The organism is Leucobacter sp. OH1287 (assembly GCF_003859945.1).
Taxonomy (GTDB): Bacteria; Actinomycetota; Actinomycetes; order Actinomycetales; family Microbacteriaceae; genus Canibacter.
Window position 1 is genome coordinate 150764 of sequence record NZ_RQYM01000002.1, and the last position, 20987, is coordinate 171750.

The 20987-nt window shown below is 60.2% G+C and carries 16 protein-coding genes and 1 riboswitch; of the genes, 12 read left to right on the top strand and 4 right to left on the bottom strand.

Annotated elements, in window-relative coordinates; translation table 11 throughout:
- The first annotated feature begins 12 nt into the window (after positions 1–12).
- Both sucC and sucD read left to right on the top strand, forming a co-directional pair.
- Positions 13–1182 (top strand): ADP-forming succinate--CoA ligase subunit beta, encoded by a 1170-nt coding sequence (gene sucC / locus EII30_RS01725; RefSeq protein WP_124885604.1) that lies wholly within the window; start codon positions 13–15, stop codon positions 1180–1182.
- A 23-nt stretch (positions 1183–1205) separates the two neighbouring features.
- On the top strand, positions 1206–2108 hold the full coding sequence (sucD, locus tag EII30_RS01730) for a succinate--CoA ligase subunit alpha (protein ID WP_124885605.1): 903 nt from the start codon (positions 1206–1208) through the stop codon (positions 2106–2108).
- Between the two features lie 177 nt (positions 2109–2285).
- Here sucD and EII30_RS01735 read toward each other — a convergent pair whose 3' ends face one another.
- The gene (locus EII30_RS01735) at positions 2286–4475 is read right to left on the bottom strand and encodes an NADP-dependent isocitrate dehydrogenase (RefSeq protein ID WP_124885606.1); all 2190 of its coding nucleotides are present in this window, start codon (positions 4473–4475) and stop codon (positions 2286–2288) included.
- An 89-nt stretch (positions 4476–4564) separates the two neighbouring features.
- Here EII30_RS01735 and EII30_RS01740 point away from each other — a divergent pair, with 89 nt between their 5' ends.
- The 9 genes from EII30_RS01740 (at position 4565) to EII30_RS01780 (ending at position 14714) form a co-directional block, all read left to right on the top strand.
- Positions 4565–6097 (top strand): DUF6350 family protein, encoded by a 1533-nt coding sequence (locus EII30_RS01740; protein WP_124885607.1) that lies wholly within the window; start codon positions 4565–4567, stop codon positions 6095–6097.
- A 20-nt stretch (positions 6098–6117) separates the two neighbouring features.
- Positions 6118–6226: riboswitch (TPP riboswitch) on the top strand.
- Positions 6222–7295, top strand: a complete 1074-nt coding sequence (locus EII30_RS01745) for a thiamine ABC transporter substrate binding subunit (RefSeq protein ID WP_233569237.1) — start codon at positions 6222–6224, stop codon at positions 7293–7295. It overlaps the preceding riboswitch by 5 nt.
- Positions 7296–7416: 121 nt before the next feature.
- Positions 7417–9066 carry an iron ABC transporter permease gene (locus tag EII30_RS01750; RefSeq protein ID WP_124885609.1) on the top strand — a complete coding sequence of 550 codons (1650 nt, stop codon included), beginning with the start codon at positions 7417–7419 and terminating at the stop codon, positions 9064–9066.
- 1 nt (position 9067) lies between these two features.
- Positions 9068–9709: an ABC transporter ATP-binding protein gene (locus EII30_RS01755; protein WP_199731539.1), complete on the top strand. Its 642-nt coding sequence runs from the start codon at positions 9068–9070 to the stop codon at positions 9707–9709.
- 41 nt (positions 9710–9750) lie between these two features.
- Positions 9751–10308 (top strand): AAA family ATPase, encoded by a 558-nt coding sequence (locus EII30_RS01760; protein WP_124885610.1) that lies wholly within the window; start codon positions 9751–9753, stop codon positions 10306–10308.
- A gap of 29 nt (positions 10309–10337) precedes the next feature.
- Positions 10338–10940, top strand: a complete 603-nt coding sequence (gene purN, locus EII30_RS01765; protein WP_124885611.1) for a phosphoribosylglycinamide formyltransferase — start codon at positions 10338–10340, stop codon at positions 10938–10940.
- A 138-nt stretch (positions 10941–11078) separates the two neighbouring features.
- A complete protein-coding gene (gene purH / locus EII30_RS01770; protein ID WP_124885612.1) occupies positions 11079–12761 on the top strand; it encodes a bifunctional phosphoribosylaminoimidazolecarboxamide formyltransferase/IMP cyclohydrolase in 1683 nt (560 codons plus the stop codon).
- Between the two features lie 102 nt (positions 12762–12863).
- Positions 12864–13217, top strand: coding sequence for a hypothetical protein (locus EII30_RS01775; RefSeq protein WP_124885613.1), 354 nt, complete (start codon positions 12864–12866; stop codon positions 13215–13217).
- A gap of 102 nt (positions 13218–13319) precedes the next feature.
- On the top strand, positions 13320–14714 hold the full coding sequence (locus EII30_RS01780; protein ID WP_124885614.1) for a glycosyltransferase: 1395 nt from the start codon (positions 13320–13322) through the stop codon (positions 14712–14714).
- On the opposite strand, the gene EII30_RS01785 is transcribed toward EII30_RS01780, so the two are convergent.
- Together EII30_RS01785 and EII30_RS01790 are read right to left on the bottom strand one after the other, a co-directional pair.
- Positions 14711–15001, bottom strand: coding sequence for a cupin domain-containing protein (locus tag EII30_RS01785; protein WP_124885615.1), 291 nt, complete (start codon positions 14999–15001; stop codon positions 14711–14713). The genes EII30_RS01780 and EII30_RS01785 overlap by 4 nt on opposite strands.
- A gap of 30 nt (positions 15002–15031) precedes the next feature.
- A complete protein-coding gene (locus tag EII30_RS01790; RefSeq protein ID WP_124885616.1) occupies positions 15032–16057 on the bottom strand; it encodes an agmatine/peptidylarginine deiminase in 1026 nt (341 codons plus the stop codon).
- Positions 16058–16217: 160 nt separating this feature from the next.
- Between EII30_RS01790 and EII30_RS01795 the strand changes: the two genes are divergently transcribed.
- Entirely contained in the window at positions 16218–16670 is a 453-nt protein-coding gene (locus EII30_RS01795; RefSeq protein WP_124885617.1) for a MarR family winged helix-turn-helix transcriptional regulator, read from the top strand.
- Positions 16671–16990: 320 nt separating this feature from the next.
- Here EII30_RS01795 and EII30_RS01800 read toward each other — a convergent pair whose 3' ends face one another.
- Positions 16991–20821, bottom strand: coding sequence for a multifunctional oxoglutarate decarboxylase/oxoglutarate dehydrogenase thiamine pyrophosphate-binding subunit/dihydrolipoyllysine-residue succinyltransferase subunit (locus tag EII30_RS01800; protein ID WP_124885618.1), 3831 nt, complete (start codon positions 20819–20821; stop codon positions 16991–16993).
- Between the last annotated feature and the right edge of the window lie 166 nt (positions 20822–20987).

The window sequence follows — 20987 nt, forward strand, 5'->3', positions numbered from 1 at the left end:
GATAGGAAAAGCGTGGATCTCTACGAATACCAGGCCCGCGATCTGTTCGAAAAATACGGTGTGCCGGTGCTCGCCGGCATCGTCGCCGAAACACCCGAAGAAGTTAGAGCGGCAGCAGAACAGATTGGTGGCACAGTAGTTGTTAAAGCACAGGTAAAAACCGGAGGCCGCGGCAAAGCAGGCGGAGTGAAAGTAGCTCACACCCCAGACGAAGCCGCAGCAGCAGCCGAAGCCATCCTCGGCCTCGACATTAAAGGCCACATCGTAAAACGCGTGATGGTCGCCCAGGGCGCAAAAATCGCGCAGGAGTTCTACTTCTCAGTGTTGCTCGACCGCGCAAACCGGTCACTGCTCTCTCTCTGCAGCGTCGAAGGCGGCATGGAAATCGAACAGCTCGCAGTTGAGAAGCCGGAGGCACTCGCGCGGGTAGCCGTGGATCCACTCGTCGGGATCGACGCGGCAAAAGCGAAAGAAATCGCAACCGCGGCAAACTTCCCAGCAGAACTCGTAGACAAAGTAGCGCCAGTGCTCGAAACCCTCTACCGGGTCTACAGCTCAGAAGATGCAACACTCGTTGAAGTAAACCCGCTCGTGCTCACCGAAGAAGGTGACATCATCGCGCTCGACGGTAAAGTCTCACTCGACGCCAACGCCGACTTCCGGCAGCCAGAACACGCAGCCCTCGAAGACAAAGCGGCAAGCGATCCACTCGAAGCTAAAGCAAAAGCACTCGACCTCAACTACGTCAAACTCGACGGTGAAGTAGGAGTCATCGGAAACGGTGCTGGCCTCGTCATGTCAACACTCGACGTAGTCGCCTACGCCGGCGAAAAACACGGCGGAGTAAAACCAGCCAACTTCCTAGACATCGGAGGCGGCGCATCAGCAGAAGTAATGGCGGCCGGACTCGACGTGATCCTCGGCGATCCACAGGTGAAAAGCGTGTTCGTTAACGTCTTCGGTGGAATCACCGCCTGCGACGCAGTCGCCAACGGCATAGTCGGCGCGCTCGAAAAACTCGGCGACACCGCAAACAAGCCACTCGTGGTTAGGCTCGACGGCAACAACGTCGCAGCAGGCCGCGAAATACTTGAGGCTGCAGCCCACCCACTCGTCACCCTCATGACCACAATGGACGAGGGCGCAGACAAAGCCGCAGAGCTCGCAAACACCAACAGCTAAGCCGCAAAAGGTATCAAGGAACAATGTCAATCTTCTTAAACAAAAACTCGAAAATTATTGTGCAGGGCATAACCGGCGGCGAAGGCACAAAGCACACCGCGCGGATGCTCGCAGCGGGCAGCAACATCGTCGGCGGCGTTAACGCCCGCAAAGCAGGCACAACCGTCACCCACACCGACAAAAACGGCAACAGCGTTGAACTGCCAGTGTACGGAACCGTCGCCGAGGCCATCGAAGCAACCGGCGCCGACGTGTCAGTCGCATTTGTGCCGCCAGCGTTCACAAAAGACGCGGCAATCGAAGCCATCGACGCGGGCATTGGCCTGCTCGTCATCATCACCGAGGGCGTACCGGTGAAAGACACCGCCGAACTCTGGGCATACGCCGGTAAAACCGGCAACAAAACCCGGATCATCGGCCCAAACTGCCCGGGTATAATCACCCCCGACGAGTCACTCGCGGGCATCACCCCGGCAAACATCACCGGCAGCGGACCAATCGGGCTCGTCTCCAAATCAGGCACACTCACCTACCAGATGATGTACGAACTGCGCGAAATCGGAATCTCCACCGCAATCGGCATCGGCGGTGACCCAATCATCGGCACAACCCACATCGACGCACTCGCAGCATTCGAAGCGGATCCCGACACCAAAGCAATCGTGATGATCGGCGAAATCGGAGGCGACGCCGAAGAACGAGCAGCCGAATACATTAAACAGCACGTCACCAAACCGGTAGTCGGCTACGTAGCAGGCTTCACCGCCCCTGAGGGTAAAACCATGGGTCACGCGGGAGCAATCGTGTCAGGCTCAGCAGGCACCGCAGCAGCCAAACAGGAAGCCCTCGAAGCAGCCGGAGTGCGAGTCGGGAAAACCCCAACCGAGGCAGCAAACATTATGAAAGAGATCATCAAAGATCTCTAACAGCAGCCCCGCCAAGGGCCGCAAAACCCTCACAGGGAGACATAAACAAACGTCACCCACAGAGGATCCAAACAAAAATATCGGGCAACAAAAACGCCGGGCCGTTTGCAGCGAAAGCAACTAGCGACCCGGCGTTAACCCTAACCCCGCGAGACAGCTAGCCCGGGGGTGTCGAGCCTAGATAGCGTCGATAATGCCGTTGAGAGTGGCGCTCGGGCGCATCAGAGCGTCAGCCTTGGCCGGATCCACTCGGTAGTAACCGCCCAGGTCAACAGCACTGCCAGACCCCGCCAAAAGCTCCCGCTCAATCGCATCGGAGTTAGCGGCGAGCGCGTCCGCGACCGGCTTAAAACGCTCAGCGAGCGGCTCGCTGTCAGCCTGATCGCGCAGCGCCTCAGCCCAGAAGCGGGCGAGCCAGAAGTGGCTGCCGCGGTTATCAAGCTCACCGGCCTTACGGGACGGCGACTTATTCTCGGCGAGGAACTTCGCGGTAGCGTTCTCCAGCGCGTCAGCCAGCACACTCGCACCAGCGTGCCTGAGCGACTCCGCGAGCGCCATAAACTCGCCGAGTGAGTCCCAGCGCAGGTGGTTCTCCTGCACAAGCTGCTCAACATGCTTTGGTGCGGATCCGCCAGCCCCCGTCTCAAACAGTCCACCGCCCGCGAGCAGCGGCACAACGGAGAGCATTTTGGCGCTGGTGCCGAGCTCCAGAATCGGGAACAGGTCGGTGTTGTAGTCACGCAGCACGTTACCGGTGACGCTGATCGTGTCGAGGCCCTCGCGGATCCGGGTGACCGCGTGTTTTGCGGCGTCGGCCGGTGCGAGGATATCAATCTCCAGGCCTGCGGTGTCGTGATCCGCCAGATACTCGCGAACCTTCGCGATCAGCGCCCGATCGTGTGCCCGGTTCTCGTCAAGCCAGAACACAGCGGGGGTTTTGGAGGCGCGGGCGCGGGTGACAGCGAGTTTCACCCAGTCGCGTACCGCGGCATCCTTGGTTTGGCAGCCGCGCCAGATATCGCCAGCGCCCACCTCGTGTGACAGCACGGTCTCACCGGCGCTGTTAACCACCTCAACGGTGCCCGCGGAAGCGATCTTAAAGGTTTTATCGTGGGAGCCGTACTCCTCAGCTTTTTTAGCCATCAGACCAACATTCGGAACAGATCCCATGGTGCGTGGGTCGTAGGCGCCGTGCTCTTTACAGTCGTCAATAACCGCCTGGTAGACTCCGGCGTATGACGAGTCTGGGATAACCGCGAGGGTGTCCTGCAAGTTGCCGTTACGGTCCCACATTTTGCCGCTGTTGCGGATCATCGCGGGCATTGAAGCGTCGACGATCACGTCGCTCGGCACGTGCAGGTTGGTTATGCCCTTGTCGCTGTTAACCATCGCGAGCGCGGGGCCGTTCTCCAGGTCAGCAGCGATCTGCGCGGTAATCTCGGCCTCGTTTTCCCATCCGGCAATGCCCGTGAGGATCGCGCCAAGCCCGTTCTCACCGGTCAGCCCTGCCTCGGTGAGTTGCTCGCCGAAGCGGTTGAAGGTTTCCGCGAAGAAGGCACGCACAACGTGGCCGAAAATAATCGGGTCAGACACCTTCATCATGGTTGCTTTCAGGTGCACCGAGAAGAGCTGGTTGTTGGCTTTGGCGGCGCTGATCTGCTCCCGCAGGAAAGCGTCAAGCGCCTGCGCGCTGATAAAGGTGGCGTCAAAGATTTCACCGGCCAAAACAGGAATCTGCTCGCGCAGCACGGTGACGGTGCCGTCCTCGGCGGTGTGCTTAACGGTGAGCACATCGTCCCCTGTGAAGTTGTGTGAAACCTCGTTGCTGAGGAAGTCGTTTTGCCCCATTGTCGCAACCGCGGTTTTCGAGTCGGCGTGCCACTCACCCATGCTGTGCGGGTGGGCCTGCGCGTAAGCCTTTACGGCCTTTGGTGCGCGGCGATCCGAGTTACCCTCACGCAGCACGGGGTTGACGGCGGATCCCTTCACCGCGTCATAGCGAGCCTTCACGGCCTGCTCAGCCTCGTTCGCCGGGTCGTCCGGGTAGTCGGGCAGCTGGTAACCGAGCTGCTGCAGCTCTGCGATTGCGGCCTTTAACTGCGGCACCGAGGCGGAAATATTCGGCAGCTTGACAATGTTTGCCTCGGGGGTTTTAGCCAGTTCACCAAGCTCAGCGAGCGCGTCAGCTTCGCGCTGCTCGGCCGGCAACTGGTCGGCGAAAGCCGCGAGGATCCGCCCCGCCAGCGAAATATCTCGGGTCTCTACAGTAACGTCTGCGGCGCCGGCAAAAGCCTTGACGATGGGCAGCAGCGAGTGCGTTGCGAGCATTGGCGCTTCGTCAGTGTAGGTGTAGATAATGTTAGCCACTTAAAATACTCCTTCTTCGGTGTACATCAACTTAAATCTACCGTGTTTTTCTGCGAGTTAGCTAGTCAGGGGCGTTAGACTTTGTGGTAATGAAATCGATTTTTGCCGGTCTGAGCGCCGCTGTTAATGCTGTTGGGGTTGCCCTCACAGGCTATCTGCTTGTTGCCATCCCGGCGATTTTGCTGTGGATGATCACCTTCAAACTGGAGGGGGATCTCGCCCAGCCGCTCTCCGGCGCGAGCGCCGCCTGGCTGCTCGGTCACGCGGTGCCGCTGGTGTTCTCCTTCTCGGCGAGTGAGGCGCTGAGCTTCGGGGCCGCCGCTGAGGCGGTGCATCTGCCGCTGTCACTGCCGCTTTTGGGGCTTGCACTGCTGACAGTGATTGCCGCGATCCGCTTTGGTTGGCGGATCCCGAAACAGCCGCTGCACGCCCTGGCGATGCTCATCGGGGGCACCGCCGGGTTCGCCCTGGTGAGCACGGTTGTCGCCTTTGCCGCCGCGGACGCGCTCAACACCTTCGTCTGGTGGGCTGCCTTAAAGCCGCTGCTGTTCTTCATCATCCCGGCCGTGCTCGCGTTCCTGGTGCGTCACCTCTCCGATGTGCTCGATCTTTTGCCCGATAGCGTCGCTAATTTCGGGGGCGGATCCGTGCTGCTGCTGCCCCTCGCGGGTCGCCTCGCAACAGCCACCGGCGCCGCAATCCTGGCGGTTTGCGCGGCGCTGTTTGCGGTTTCGTGTCTGCTCCACTTTGCCGAGTTTGTGCGGATCAGCCAGCTGCTGCACCTCGATGTGCTCGGCACCGTTGTGCTCTGGCTGACCTGCCTGCTGCTGTTGCCGGTTGCGCTGCTGTGGACGCTGGCGTGGCTAACCGGCAGCGGCTTCCGTGTCGGGGTTGGGTCAAGTGTCAGCCCCTTCGAGCAGCTGCTCGGGCCGGTGCCGTCCTTCCCAATGTTCAGCATGATCCCCGCAGACTGGGGCAACTGGGCGTTCCTTGCGCCGCTGCTGCTGTTCCTTGCGACCGTCACCGTCGGGGCACTGTTTAGCGCGAGACTGCGCGGCGAATCAGCTGTCGGCAGGGTTGTTGTGATCGGCGCGGCAACACTGCTGCTGTTCTTTGCGACCGCGTTTTTGATGGGGCTCGCGGGCGGCGCAATCGGGCCGGGCAGGCTAACCCTGACAGGACCAGAGCCGTGGCTGGTTGCCCTGATTGTTGCGGCACTCAGCGTGGTTGGTCTCGCGCTTGGCACCTGGATCGGCAGCAGCGGCGGATCCGTCGCCGAGCGGCTGCCAGGACCTGCGGGCGCCGGACTGAAACGGCTGCGCGACGCACGCAGGGAGGCAATCGCGGCGAAACGGCCGCAGCTGGTTGAGCTCGTGGACGACGAGGAGCCGGCCCAGTGGGAGAGCGCCAACCAGGAAACCGAGCTGCTGGAGACCGAGGCACTGCAGTTTGAGGAGTTCAGACTGACACCGTCGCAGACAGCTGAGCCGGAGGGTGAGACGCCAGATTCCTCGGAGCAGCAGGGCACGCCGCAAGCCGACGGCGGGATCGCGGACGGCAGTTTCGGTTTCCTGTTTAAGAAGCGGACGGGTCTTCGCAAACCACCGAAATCCGATGCCTAAACCGTGATTTTGTGATAATTTTGTAGATCTACGGGAGTTCACAGGTGTGGGCTGAGAGGGAGCAAGCGGCTCCGACCGTTAAACCTGATCTGGGTAATGCCAGCGGAGGAAAAGGAGAATAACTGTGCCTAAGGGCTACTTCAAACACGGTGTTGTTTTTACTGCGGGAATCACCGCCGGTCTGCTCGCGCTGACCGGTTGTGCGGGGGGTTCCTCGGATGCCGGTGACGGATCCGCAAACAGCGAAAAAACCGTTCGAATTGTCACCCACGACAGCTTCCCGGCCGAGGATTTTGCGAAGGCCGCGAGTGAGGCGACCGGTTACACGGTTGAGGTTGTTGCTGCCGGTGACGGCGGCGAGCTCACCAACAAGCTGGTGCTGACAAAAGACAAGCCGATCGCGGACCTGTTCTACGGCGTTGACAACTACTTTGCGTCACGCCTGGTGGACGAGGATGTTGTGACGGCTTACACACCGGCTGGCCTGCCCGAGTCGGCTAAAGAGTTCAACTACGACGACAGCGGATCCCTAACCCCGATCGACGAGGGCGCGGTCTGTGTGAACATCGACCCTGCCTGGTTTGCTGAAAAGGGCATCGCCGAGCCGGTAACCTACGAGGACCTCACAAAAGAGGAGTACAAGGGCTTGACCGTTGCAATGGATCCGGCCGGTTCCTCAACCGGTATGGCGTTCCTCGCGGGCACCGTCTCCAAGTTCGGTGAGGACGGCTTCGCCGACTACTGGAAGCAGCTGGTTGCCAACGACGTGCGCATTGAGCAGGGCTGGACCGAGGCATACAACGGCCAGTTCACTCAGGGCGGCGAGTCAGGCAAGAAGCCGATCGTTGTCTCCTACGCATCATCACCGGCCTGGACCGTGAACGATGACGAGACCGAGACCAGCACCAAGGCGCTGCTCGAAACCTGCTCTAGCCAGGTTGAGTACGCAGGCATCCTGAAGGGTGCCGAGAATGTCGAGGGCGCGAAAGCGGTTATCGACTACATGGTGAGCGTTGACTTCCAGAACACCATCGCCGAGTCAATGTACGTCTACCCGGTTCACAGCGAGGCTGAGGTTCCTGAGGTGTGGCAGAAGTTCGCACCAAAACCAACCACCCGCCACGACCTGAGCGCGGCGAAAATCGGCGAGTCACGCGAGGCGTGGCTGAAAACTTGGTCTGACGCGGTCGCTGAGTAGCAGCGTAACGATTAGGGGGCACAGGGGCTGGCGGATCCTGCAACACCAGGGTCGCATCGCCCCTCGGCGAGTAAACCGGCTGGGCAGATCCCCAGCACCGCGACCGGCCCCAGCTGAAACTATGCGGTTCAAACAGTCACTGACAAAGCAACTGCTGCCCGGAATTATCTGGGCAGCAGTTGCTGCTGTTCCCGTCCTGTTTGTTGCGATATTTTTTGGCTGGCCGGTTGTTTCGCTGATTATGCGGGGGCTTGCGGATCCGCAAACCGCCCTCGAAATCGCTCTCTCTTCCGACACCGTTAAGGTGCTCGGGCAGACCCTCATGCAGGCGACCGCGGGCACAGTGGTTTCAGTGCTCGCGGGCATCCCGGTCGGATACGCCCTCTACCGGGTTAACTTTCGCGGGGTGACGGCGCTGCGGGCGCTGATCACGGTGCCGTTTGTGATGCCGACGGTTGTTGTTGCGGTGTCGTTTAACAGCCTCTACGGGGAGAGCGGCGCGCTCTACTGGCTCGGACTCGACCAGAGTTTTACGCTCTTGGTGATGGCGTTCGCGTTCTTTAACATCACGGTTGTTGCCCGCAGCGTTGGCACGCTCTGGGAGCGGCTTGACACGAGACCGGCTGACGCGGCGCGGATGCTCGGCGCCGGGCCGGTGCGGGTTTTCTTAACGATCACGTTACCCGCGCTGAGGCCCGCAATAGCCGCCGCGAGCGCGCTGGTGTTCCTGTTTTGCGCAACCAGTTTCGGGATTGTGCTGATCCTCGGCGGGCGCCGCTTCGCGAACCTTGAAACCGCAATCTACCGCAACACGGTGCAGCTGCTCGACCTGCAAACGGCGGCGGTGCTCGCGATCCTGCAGACGATCCTGGTGGTGCTGTCGCTTGTTGTGGCGCAGCGGATCCGCTCCCGCAGCGAACAGCGGCAGCTGGTACAGAAACCGGCGGCGAGGCTGGGGCGCAGTAACTGGCTGCCGGTTGCGGTGACGATTCTGATTATGCTGCTGCAGGCGATGCCGCTGTTTTCACTGCTGTGGCGCTCCCTGCATCGTGACGGCAGGTTCACGCTACAAAACTACGCGGATCTCGCGGTCACCCACAAAACCCTCAACGGCAGTGTGCTTGACGCGGCGTTCACCTCGCTGAAGTTCGCGGTAATTGCGACGCTTTTAACCGTTGTTATCTCGGCGATCGCCGCGATTGTTGCCTCCCGCAGGCCAACGAGTCCGCTGCTGCGGCGCGGGCTTAGCCTGTTCGACGGACTGTTGATGCTGCCGGTTGGGGTGAGCGCGGTAACCCTCGGTTCGGGGCTGCTGTTAACAATGCACCGACCCTTCGGCATCGACATTGACCTGCGCACCGACACCGCGCTGATTTTTATCGCCCAGGCACTGGTTGCGATGCCGATTGTGATGCGGATCCTGCTGCCCAGCCTGCGAGCAATCGACCAGCGCAGCAAGGACGCGGCGGCGGTGCTCGGCGCGAGCCCGCTGAGGGTTATGCTCGACATTGAACTGCCGCAGCTGGGGCGGGCGCTCGGCATCGCGCTCGGTTTCGCGTTCGCGGCGGCTCTCGGGGAGTTTGGTGCGAGCTCGTTCCTGGTGCGTCCCGGGGCGACAACGCTGCCGGTGATAATCTCATATCTTGCCGCTAAGCCGGGATCGTCGGAGTACGGATCCGCGCTCGCGGCAGCGGTTTTGCTTGGCGCGATAACCGCCGCTGTGATGCTGGCTGCTGAGCGGATCCGCCCAAAACAACGAGGGGAGTGGTAGTGTGCTCGAGCTTCAAGGGGTGACGGTTGCGGCGTCGCAGAAACGCGCCGCGAATATTTTGCAGGATATTTCCTTACGAGTCGGTAGCATCGAGACGGTTGCGCTGCTCGGGCCGAGCGGGTGTGGAAAGTCGACGCTGCTGCGCGCAATTGCGGGCTTGCAGCCGCTCGCCGCGGGCCGGATTTTTTGGGACGGCGAGGATATTACGGCGGTGAAACCGCACAGGCGCGGTTTCGGGCTGCTGTTCCAGGACGGGCAGCTGTTTAACCACAAGAACGTGGCAGAGAACATCGGTTATGGGCTGCGGCTGCAGAAACGATCACGCGGCGAGGTTGCTGAGCGGGTCGAGCAGCTGCTGGATCTCGTTGGTTTGGCGGGCTACGGCAAACGCAGTGTGCTGCAGCTCTCGGGCGGGCAACAGCAGCGGGTTGCGCTCGCGCGGGCGCTCGCCCCGGCACCGAAACTGCTGCTGCTTGACGAGCCACTCTCGGCGCTTGACGCCGATCTGCGGACCCGGCTGGCACAGGAGCTAACCGTGATGCTGGAAAACACGGCAGCGATTTTTGTCACCCACGATGAAACTGAGGCTTCCGCAGTGGCGGATCGGATTATTAGAATGAGAGATGGCAGGCTCGCAGGTTAGACGCGGGGCCTGCCAGGAAGCGGATTTGGGAAGGAGCATAGATGCTTACCGGAAGAACCGAACACGACTACCGCAGCCGTCCGTTTGCCGGTCAGATTGTGCTGATTGACGGCAGATCAGGGGCGGGTAAAACCACGATCGCGAAACAGCTCGCGGCACAAAACGACGCACAGCTTGTGCAGCTTGATGAACTGTATCCGGGCTGGGAGGGGTTGCGCGCCGGGGTGCAGCTGGCGATCAGCGAGGTGATTCTGCAGTGCCGGGTGCCGCAGTTTAACTGGCAGACAATGCGGTTCGGGATCCCGCGCATGCTGAATCGGCAGCAGCGGCTCGTGCTGGAGGGTTGCGGAGTGCTCACCCCCGACCTGATCAGCGCGGCGAAACGCACCGGCGCCCGTGTTATCACCATCTGGGTTGAGTGCGATGAGGCGGAACGGAAGGCGCGGGCGCTCGCGCGTGACGGCGCCAGCTACGAAAACCGCTGGGAGATGTGGGCTGCGCAGGAGCAGCAGCACATAGCGGACCACAATCCTCAGCAGCTCGCCCAGAAGATCTACACAACCGATGGTGCAGGCGGTGACTTCGGCATCGTCTGCTAGGCGGCCAGGAAACTAATAGAATAGCTAATATGCTTGATACCGTTGTTTTAATCTCCGGCGGCGGCAGCAACCTGAAGGCGCTGCTCACCGCTGCCGAGCAGCCAGACTCTCCGTTCCGCGTTGTCGCCGTTGCAGCGGACAACTTCTGTGACGGTCTGTGCCACGCGGCAGACCACGGTGTGCCGTCCTTTGTTGTCAGCCCCAAGGATCACTCCGGCTCGCGCGCTGCCTGGGGTGAGGCGCTCGCCGCGGGGATTAGGGAATACGGCGTTAACGCCTCTAACGGGCTGGTTGTTTCGGCGGGTTTTATGCGGATCCTGCCACCAAACTTTATTGCCGAGTTTAGTCCGCGGCTGATTAACACCCACCCGGCGCTGCTGCCAAACTTCCCGGGAGCGCACGCTGTGCGTGACGCGCTCGCGGCCGGAGCGACGGAGACGGGTGTGACCGTGCACGTGATTGACGAGGGCGTTGACACCGGGCCGATTATTGCCCAGCACGCGGTTCCGGTGCTGGAGGGTGACAGCGAGGAGGAGCTGCACGAGCGGATTAAAACGGTTGAACGGCAGCTGCTCGTGAACGTTGTGAAAGACATCGCAACCGGCAAGCAGCCACTGCCGCCGCAGCCATAACGGCCGCGCCGCTAACTCGCTAAGGGCCGCGGCCCCGCAGCCCTAGCGACCGCGGTCCCGGCCCCTCTAACGCCCGCGCCGCTACAGCCCCGATGAACTATAATTAGAACGAAAAATTCGTTTCTACAAGGAGCAGCTTTGGCAGTAGCAAGCCGTGACCCGCATCTCTATTCACACCGTGACACTGTCGCGATCCGCCGAGCACTGATTTCGGTCAGTGACAAAACCGGCCTGCTGGAGCTGGCAGCGGCCCTGGCAGCAGCCGACGTTGAGATTGTTTCAACCGGTTCAACCGCCGCGCAGATTCGTGACGCGGGCTACCCGGTTACCGATGTTGCCGAGGTTACCGGCTTCCGGGAGGCGCTTGACGGGCGCGTAAAAACCCTGCACCCGGCTGTGCACTCGGGGCTGCTCGCTGATTTGCGGCTGGAGGATCACGTCTCCCAGCTGGAGGAGCTCGGCTATGCGCCGTTCGAGCTCGTGGTGGTTAACCTGTACCCGTTCGAGCAGACCGTTGCGGCCGGTAAACCCGCCGCGGATATTGTTGAGAACATCGACATTGGTGGCCCGGCGATGGTGCGCGCCTCAGCGAAGAACCACGCAAACGTTGCGATTGTTGTGTCACCTGAGCGCTACCCGCTGATTATTGACGCGGTGAAGGCGGGTGGCACCGACCTGGAGCTGCGTCGCGCGCTGGCAACCGAGGCGTTTGTGCACACCGCAAACTATGACGGCATGGTCGCCAACTGGCTGATTGAGCAGCAGCAGTTCGGCTGGGGCGAGACTGAGGGGGCTGACGGATCCGCCTCAGAGTATGACGAGTACGATGTTGAGAGCGAAACCGATATGGTGTTCGCTGAGGTTGAGAACGCGGTTGTTGCATACTCTTTGCGGGGCACCCGCGAGCAGGTGCTGCGCTACGGTGAGAACAGTCACCAGCGGGCGGCGCTGTTTGTGGATCCGGACGCCGCTGGCATTGCGCAGGCCACCCAGCTGCACGGCAAGGCAATGTCTTACAACAACTATGTTGACGCGGATGCGGCGCTGCGTGCCGCCTACGACCATGAGCGGCCCGCGGTTGCGATTATTAAGCACGCGAACCCCTGCGGTATTGCGGTAGCACCCGAGGATGCTGCCGACCCGATTGCGGCGGCGCACAAGCTCGCACACGACTGTGACCCGGTTTCCGCGTTCGGCGGAGTTATCGCCTGCAACCGTGAGGTTAGCGAGGAGATGGCAAAAACCGTTGCCGAGATTTTCACCGAGGTGATTGTGGCACCGAGCTTCAGCCCGGCGGCGCTCGCAATCCTCACCCAGAAGAAGAACATTCGCTTGCTGGCACTGCCGGAGGATTTCAAGCCGGCGGTTACCGAACTGAAGCAGGTTTCGGGTGGTTTCCTGGTGCAGGATGTTGACCGCAGTTTTGCGGATCCAGCCAGCTGGACGCTCGCGGCCGGTGAGGCGGCGGACGAGGCAACCCTCGCCGATCTAGAGTTTGCGTGGCGTGCCTGCCGCGCGGTGAAATCGAACGCGATCCTGCTCGCATCAGGCGGCGCAACCGTCGGTGTTGGCATGGGGCAGGTTAACCGGGTTGATTCCTCACGCCTGGCGGTGCAGCGCGCAGCAGACCGCGCAGCCGGATCGGTTGCCGCCTCAGACGCTTTCTTCCCGTTTGCTGACGGCCTGCAGGTGCTGATTGACGCGGGTGTGAAAGCGGTTGTGCAACCGGGTGGATCCGTCCGCGACGGCGAGGTAATCGAGGCCGCCAACCAGGCGGGTATCACCCTCTATTTCACCGGTGAGAGGCACTTCTTCCACTAATTCAGGTGTCGTTTAAACGGTTAAGCCCGCTCCACCAACAGCTGGTCATGGTTAGGCGGGGCTTGCTAGTATTCTGCGCCGCACCGAACTATGCTTACAGGTATGGAAATTGTAAAAGGAATTCTTGTTGTTTTGCACCTGCTCTGCTTCGGTGCGATGCTCGGTATCACGATCGCGCAGTTCAAGCCTGCCGCAAAAGGTAAAGGTGTTATCCCTAACGGCCTGATCCACTGCGCCTGGGGTCTGCTGATCACCGGTGCCGGTCTGATCGGAACTGTTTACGCCGCTGGCGGTGCCCCAAACAACCTGAAGATCGCTGTCAAGCTGCTCGTGCTGATCGCGATTATTGTGCTGCTGTTCGTGCTGAAGAAGAAACAGCCGGTGAAGCCAGCCGGTCTCGGAGCCGTTGCGGCGCTGCTCGTTGTGAACGTTGCGCTCGCGGTCCTCTGGGCATAGCTAGCGACCAGCCCTTAAAACCTCACACGCCTCACGCTCTTTCAGCGTGGGGCGTGTACTATTTTTATCAGTGTTTTGCAGATCGCGGGGTGGAGCAGCCTAGTGCATATTTTGATTTTTAGCGACCAGCACGTCGAGTCGCTCGGCGGCGCACAAACCTCGATCCTGCTGCAGCGTAAATACCTGCAGCGTGCCGGGCACCTCGTCACCGTCTGCCAGCCGCGCAGCTTCAAACCGGGGGTTGTAAACCGCTCCCGCCAGGGTGTTGGCAGCGACGCCGCTCACGCCGGCGATAACGTTCAGGCAGCTGCCCGGGGTGGATCCGCCCTCGCCGCCTCTAGCGCGGTCACCGAGCTAAACACCCCCGCTATCCCGGTAACACCCGACCGTGAGTATTCGCTGACGCTGCCAACCGGGCTTGTGCAGCGCTGGCTTGACCGCCACACCGAGAAGCTTCCGCCGATTGACCTGGTGCTTGTGCAGGCGGATTTTGCGCAGGCACTGATCGGCTACCGTTTCGCGAGACGCCACCGACTACCGGTTGTGCACACAACCCACACGAATATTGGTGAGTCTTTCCGCTCTAACACCGGCAGGATCGCGCCTCTGTTGCTGCGCGGTTTCCTGCTGTTACAGCGTCACCGTCTCGGCGGCCGCCGTAGCCGCCTCAAGGATCCTGAGTTTGCGATCTATGACGAGTACGCGCGCCGCGCTGCCGCGGTTGTCACCCCGTCACTGCACTTCCAGGAGCTGTTGCGCAAGGCCGGGGTTAGCACGGGTTACGCAGCTGCTGAGTTTGTGCACGCGATAACCGGTGTCGATGACGATCTGGTGGATCCGGTTGCTGCCGCCGGCGGTGCAGCTGATGCCACCGTGCCAGCTGGTGCCGCCGTGCGCCGCGATCCCACCCGGATCGTTTGGAGCGGACGGATGAGCCCCGAGAAGCGGCTGCTGCCGTTTATTGAGGCGCTGCGCTTACTCGCTACGGGCGGCGCCGAGTTTAACGCCGAGATTTACGGCGAGGGCGCGGAGAAGGACGCGGCAATTACCGCGGTGAAGGCCGCTGGGCTCGATGATCGGGTGCGTTTTTGTGGACGGGTGAGCTACCCCGAGATGCTCGCGGCGCAGCGTCACTCCGGGGTGCTGGCACAAACCTCAATCGGGTTTGAGACGCAGGGGATGACGGTTTATGAGTCGCTGACGCTCGGAACGGTTGTTGCGGTCAGTGACCCAAATATCTACGCTGAAGTGGCGAGCGCTGCCGACACCGCAGACTTTCTGGTTGCTGTCGCAGATCGCACACCGCAGAGCCTCGCGCGCGCACTTAGGCAGGCGCTGCAGCTTGCGCGCGCAGCGAGCATTGGTGGCGGTGAGGCCGGTGCGGCGGGGGAGGGTGGATCCGCCCCCGCACCCCACAGGCAGTTCTTGCAGAGCACCCAAACCGCGAAGCTGCTTGACGTCTACAGCAGGGTGCTGCGGGTGACCGGCAGGCGCTAGAGCAGGTTCTCGACCTCGATGAAAACGATGTCGGTGTCGCCGCGGTTCTCGTTCATGTGCGCGGAACCGGCCGGCCTGCCGTAGGCGGTGCCGGGCTCCATGCGAGCCTCCAACAGTTCGCCGGCGTCGGTTGTGACGTGCATCACGTTGTTTGAGATGGGCACAACCACGTAGTCGTACTCGTGGGTGTGCATCTCAATTGTCGCGCCCGGTTCGATCGTCCACTTGGTGACCCGGAACTTGCTGTCTTCGTGGATAACTTCGCTGTAACTACGTGGTGTGCTCATGTTATCCACTATAGATCAAAGCCGGGCAGGCTAGCCCACTTTTGGCTGCTGCTGGGTTATGCAGTGGATGCCGCCACCCCGTGCGAACAGTGGTTTTGCATCAACCGGTACAATTTTGCGACCTTCGTAAACATCGGCGAGTATGCCTAGTGCGCGGTCGTCACCCTCGCCGAATGAGCAGGCAATAACCGCGTCGTTGATCACCAGGTGGTTGATGTAGCTGTAGTCAACAAAGCCCTCCTCGTCGCGCTGGGCGGCAGGGGCGGGTAGGTCGAGGATTGTGATGTTCTCGCCGCGATCCGCAAACCACGCCTCAGCAACCTCGCGGTTGCGTGCTGCAATCGCGTGATCGGGGTGGTTTTCGTTCGGCTGCTGGTGCATCAGCAGCAGGTCTGGGGTGACGAAGGCCGCGAGAATGTCGGAGTGACCGCGGGTGCCAAACTCGTCGTGGTCGCGGGTGAGGCCGCGCGGCAGCCAGAGCACACTATCGGTGCCGATTGTGCGCAGCAGTTCCGCTTCAACGTCCTGTTTTGTGAGATTCGGGTTGCGTCCCGGATCCAGCTGCACCGTCTCGGTGATTATGACACGCCCGGTTCCGTCAACTTGGATACCGCCGCCCTCGTTAACCATTTCAGAGTTGATCAGGGTTGCGCCGGAGGCCTCGGCGATGATGCGGCCGATGTGCTGGTCTTTGTCCCAGCTGGCCCAGTCCTGTGCGCCCCAGCCGTTGAACACGTAGTTGACCGCGCCCAGTTCGCCGCCCTCACCGAGCACGAAGCTCGGACCGATGTCGCGCATCCAAGCGTCGTTGAGTGGCGCCTCAAGCAGTGTGATTGAACCGTTCAGGAACTGCCTAGCGATTGCCTCATCGCCCGGATTCACAACCATTGTGACCGGTTCAAACTCGCTGATCGCGTTTGCGACCGCGGCCCAGGTGGTGCGCGCCTCGGTTGCATCCTCGGCGGTTTCGCCGAGCGTGTATCCGGTGGTTGGCCACGCCATCCAAACTCGTTCTTGCGGGTGTGATTCAATCGGCATCTGCCATTTTGCTGTCATCGGTGAACGGTGTCCTTTCGTTTACCACAAGCTTAATAGAATGTTGTCTGACCGCCTACATAGATCACTATAAAATCACATTTTGATGTAGAAATTAGGTTTTGTAGTTTTTTGAGCAAATTTGCAGATACAATGTTTCGTTAGAGGAGAGAGTGACCTTATGAGCATTAACAAGCCTGCCATACTGGCGTGGGAGTCTATGGTTCGTGCAGAGAATACTCTGAAATACCACTTTCAGCAGAGTGCTATCTGGAACGCGTGCGGCAACCGCGAGTATGACGTTTTGTATAACCTGAAGCTTGCGCCAGACGGTAAAGCCAAACAGGCAGATCTGGTGCCGCGTCTTGTTATTTCGCAGCCATCACTGAGTCGCATCATCGACAAACTGGTGCGCAAAGGGTATGTCGCACGCACCCCCGACCCTAATGACGGTCGTGGCGCGATCCTGACTCTTACCTCAGAGGGCAAGCGAATGCAGCGGCGGATCGGGCGGGCTTACGCCACAGAGGTCTCCGACATAATCGCAAACGCGCTCAGTGATGAAGAGATTGAGCAGCTCGACATTATCAGCAAGAAACTGCTTGAGCAGCTGCACCGTCACCTCGAAGACTAGTCTCCTGAGCGGATCTGGGTGGATCCGACCGAGTTAGCTATCCTGCTCTCAATCTCCCCGGGTTGGTGAGGGTGAGCGGGATCGCTTTTGGCTACCCAAAAACCATTCGGGCGCTGATGTTTACGGTGAATAATTATTTATGTGAATATAAAAGTGTGGAAGCGGATCTAAACCCGCTGGGCACCCGTAGAGACTGTTAGGGGGAGGAGGCGGATCCACCAGATAGCGCAGAGAGCGCCCAGCAGCCCCGTTGCGACCCTAACTGCTGTGTGGCAGTATAAAACCACGTCTCAGGGGTTACTGGGCTCTCTCAGAGCCTGCTAGAACTTCAGCGCATCCGCGATTAGCTTCTCCTGCTCAACCGCGTGCACCTTAGCAGAACCGGTTGACGGTGCCGCCGACTCCGGGCGTGAAACCACACGACAGTCAGCGAGAGCTGGAATATCAGCGAACTGGTTGCGGAGGAAGTACCAGGCTCCCTGGTTTACCGGCTCGTCCTGTACCCAGACGAGATCAGTCCGGTTGTTGTAGCGTTTAACAGTGTTGATTAGCTCGGTGAGCGGCAGTGGGTAGAACTGTTCGATCCGCACCAGGGCGATTCGGTTCTGGTTGCCGTCCTTCTCAAGCTGCTGCTTCAAATCGTAGTAGACCTTACCAGCGGTGAGGATTACGCGTTCAACACTGCCTGTATCGGTAATGTTAGGATCGTCAATAATGGTCTGGAAACCGCCGTCGGTGAAGTCAGCAACCGAGCTGGTTGCGCCGCGCAGGCGGAGCATCGATTTCGGGCTGAACACGATCAGTGGCTTGCGTGGGCGAGCGTATGCTTGACGCCGTAGCAGGTGGAAATAGTTAGCCGGTGTCGACGGGCGCGCGACAGTCATGTTGTTTTGTGCGCACATCTGCAGATAACGCTCTATCCTCGCGGAGGAGTGGTCTGGCCCTTGGCCTTCATAGCCGTGAGGTAGCAACATCACGACCGAGGAGTTCTGACCCCACTTCTGCTCAGCTGAGGAGATGAACTCGTCAACCACGGTCTGTGCGCCATCCGCGAAGTCACCGAACTGTGCCTCCCAGACCACCAGTGCGTCCTCTCGCTGCAGCGAGTAACCGTACTCGTAGGCGAGGGCTGCGTATTCGCTGAGCAGTGAGTCGTAGATCCAGAAACGTGCCTGGTTGCTGGTCAGGTTCAAAAGCGGCAGCCACTCTTGGCCGTTAACCCGGTCGTGGAATACGGCGTGACGCTGTGCGAAGGTGCCGCGGCGTGCATCCTGGCCTGCGAACCTGACAGGGGTGCCCTCAATCAACAGCGACCCAATAGCCAGAATCTCGGCGAAGCCCCAATCGATATCGCCGTCACGGCTCATCTTGTGCCGCTTTTTGGTGAGCGCGTCAAGCTTCGGGTGGATTGTGAAACCGTCAGGTTTGTTCAGATGGGCATCGCCGATCAGTTCAACGGCTGATTTTTCAATCGCGGTCGCAACCCGAACCTCAGCCGGTTCTGGTTTTCGGGTGCTCTTACTGAGCGACAGCGGTGTTGAGGAAGTTTGGGCGGCGTGAGTTTCAGCGAATGCCTGCTCCAGCTTCTTCTGGAAGTTTTGTTTTGCCTCCTCGTACTCTTCCTCGGTGATGTCACCGCGGCCAACCAGCGCCTCAGAATAGAGTTTACGGGTTGACTGCTTCGCCTCGATCAGGTCGTACATCAGCGGCTGAGTCATCGACGGTTCATCGCCCTCGTTGTGACCGCGCCGGCGGTAGCAGACCAGGTCGATGATAACGTCCTTGTGGAACTTCTGACGGAACCGGTACGCGAGCTGCGCAACGTAGACAACTGCCTCGGGATCATCGCCGTTAACATGGAAGATTGGGGTCTGCACGGTCTTACCCACATCGGTTGCGTAAACCGAGCTGCGGGAGTCGCTTGGCAGTGTTGTGAAGCCCACCTGGTTGTTGACGATGATATGGATTGTGCCACCGGTGCGGTATCCGCGCAGCTGTGACATCTGCAGAGTTTCGTAGACGATTCCCTGGCCGGAGAAAGCGGCATCGCCGTGCACCAGCACGGGCAGGGTTGTGAACGAGCCGATCGGTTTCGGATCCTGCTTCGCACGCACAATCCCCTCCAGCACGCCGTTAACAACCTCCAGGTGTGATGGGTTTGCGGCGAGGTGGATCGGCACCTGAGTACCGTTCGGGGCGGTGAACATACCCGATGAACCGAGGTGGTATTTCACGTCACCTGAAGCACCGGCCGCCGCCTGCGATCCCTCAAACTCGAGGAAGATCTGACCGTAGCTCTTGCCCGCGATATTGGATAGCACGCTCAGGCGTCCACGGTGCGCCATGCCGATATCAACCGAGTCGACGCCGTCCTCAGCCGCCTCAATCAGCATCGCGTCCAACAGCGGGATCAGTGACTCTCCACCCTCCAAACTGAAGCGCTTCTGGCCAACATACTTGGTCTGCAGGAAGGTCTCGAAGGCTTCAGCCTCATTGAGTTTTTCGAGGATCCGCATCTGCACATCGTGGCTCGGTTTCGCGTACTTAACCTCAAGCTGCTCACGCAGCCACAGACGCTCCTCCGGCTCCTGAATGTGCATGTACTCAACACCGACCTTGCGGCAGTACGAGTCACGCAGAACGCCGAGGATATCGCGCAGCTTCATCACACTCTGGCCGCCAACGCCGCCGGTTGGGAAGTCACGATCCAGATCCCAGAAGGTGAGGCCGTGGCTCTCCAGCTCCAGATCCGGGTGGGTGTGTTGGCGGTATTCGAGCGGATCAATATCCGCCATCAGGTGACCGCGCACCCTAAAGGAGTTAATCAGCTCCTGCACGCGGGCGGTTTTATCAACGGTTGTTTCGCTGTCCGCGTTAATGTCCATGCTCCAGCGCACCGGCGCGTAGGGGAGACGGAGGGCGGCGAAGATTTCCTCGTAGAAGTTGTGGCGACCAATCAGACGCTCGTGTACAAGTTTCAGGAACTCGCCGGATCCAGCACCCTGAATCACGCGGTGATCATAGGTGCTGGTAAGGGTTATGGTCTTGGAGATGGCGAGCGCGGCAACAGTCTCGTTTGAGGCGCCGTGGAACTCAGCCGGGTAGTCGAGCGCTCCAGCGCCGATAATGCAGCCCTGACCCTGCATCAGACGCGGGATCGAGTGGACGGTGCCGATGCCGCCCGGGTTGGTTAGCGACACGGTTGCGCCCTGGAAGTCTGCGGCGGTGAGTTTGCCGTCGCGTGCGCGCTTCACCAGATCCTCGTAGGTTGCCAGGAACTCGTTAAAGTCGAGGGTTTCAGCCTTTTTAATCGCAGGCACCATCAGCTGCCTGCTACCGTCAGGCTTCGGCAGGTCAATTGCGATGCCGAGCCCAATGTGCGCCGGAGAAACAACCGCGGGTTTGCCGTCAACCTCGGTGTAGGCGACGTTCTGGCTCGGGAACTCCTTCAGTGTTTGAATAATCGCCCAGCCGATCAGGTGCGTAAACGACACCTTACCTCCGCGGGTGCGACGCATGTGGTTGTTTATGACGATGCGGTTGTCGATCATCAGCTTCGCCGGGATTGTGCGCACGCTCGTCGCGGTTGGGATCGTCAGTGACTGATCCATGTTCTTCGAGATGGTGCGGGCAACACCCTTCAGCGGGGTTACCTGGTCGGCATCCTGCGATTCGGTATCTGGTTGTTTTTCTGCCTTGGTAGGCTCCGCCGGAATTGGTGCGCTGCGCGGCGCAACCTTCGTGGTTGTTGCGGTCACCTGACCGGTTGCAGGCTGTGCGGTGCCCTGTGCTGCTGGCTGCGGGGTGCCCTGTGCGGATCCCTGCGCGCTGGCCTGAGCAGGCTGCGCAGCAGGCTGAGCTGCTGGTTGCGCACTTGCCGGGGCTGTTGCTGGCTGCGCGGCCGGGGCGGCGGGGGTGGATCCACCCTGCTGACCCGCGGACGAAGCTGCCGAACCGCTCGCTGCCGAGATATCACCGCCGTTCGCGTGCACGCGCTCAAGTATCGGCCACCAGGATTGGTCGACCGATGACTTGTCTTGTAAATACTGTTTATAGAGTTCCTCTACCAACCAAGCATTTGCGCCAAAGTCGTTGTCTGATCCGGGTGCCCCAGTCGCCTGCGCCACAGTCGCTGCCTCTTTCCTTCGCATCGGTGCGGGTATACAAATTGACGGTATTAGCCTATGGCATAAACCTGAGTGATGTACAACCGCCACAGCGAAAATTACGGTTTTTTACAGCAAAACATCCCCGAAGTATCACATCTGAGCGGGAAAATATCCGGTTTTTCAGCATCCCTTAACCAGTTTTCGATAT

Coding starts and splice junctions, on each gene's coding strand:
- purN (WP_124885611.1), top strand. CDS start 10,338: ATGCTTGATACCGTTGTTTTAATCTCCGGCGGCGGCAGCAACCTGAAG.
- EII30_RS01775 (WP_124885613.1), top strand. CDS start 12,864: ATGGAAATTGTAAAAGGAATTCTTGTTGTTTTGCACCTGCTCTGCTTC.
- EII30_RS01795 (WP_124885617.1), top strand. CDS start 16,218: ATGAGCATTAACAAGCCTGCCATACTGGCGTGGGAGTCTATGGTTCGT.
- EII30_RS01750 (WP_124885609.1), top strand. CDS start 7,417: ATGCGGTTCAAACAGTCACTGACAAAGCAACTGCTGCCCGGAATTATC.
- EII30_RS01800 (WP_124885618.1), bottom strand. CDS start 20,821: ATGCGAAGGAAAGAGGCAGCGACTGTGGCGCAGGCGACTGGGGCACCC.
- EII30_RS01760 (WP_124885610.1), top strand. CDS start 9,751: ATGCTTACCGGAAGAACCGAACACGACTACCGCAGCCGTCCGTTTGCC.
- EII30_RS01785 (WP_124885615.1), bottom strand. CDS start 15,001: ATGAGCACACCACGTAGTTACAGCGAAGTTATCCACGAAGACAGCAAG.
- sucD (WP_124885605.1), top strand. CDS start 1,206: ATGTCAATCTTCTTAAACAAAAACTCGAAAATTATTGTGCAGGGCATA.
- EII30_RS01740 (WP_124885607.1), top strand. CDS start 4,565: ATGAAATCGATTTTTGCCGGTCTGAGCGCCGCTGTTAATGCTGTTGGG.
- EII30_RS01790 (WP_124885616.1), bottom strand. CDS start 16,057: ATGACAGCAAAATGGCAGATGCCGATTGAATCACACCCGCAAGAACGA.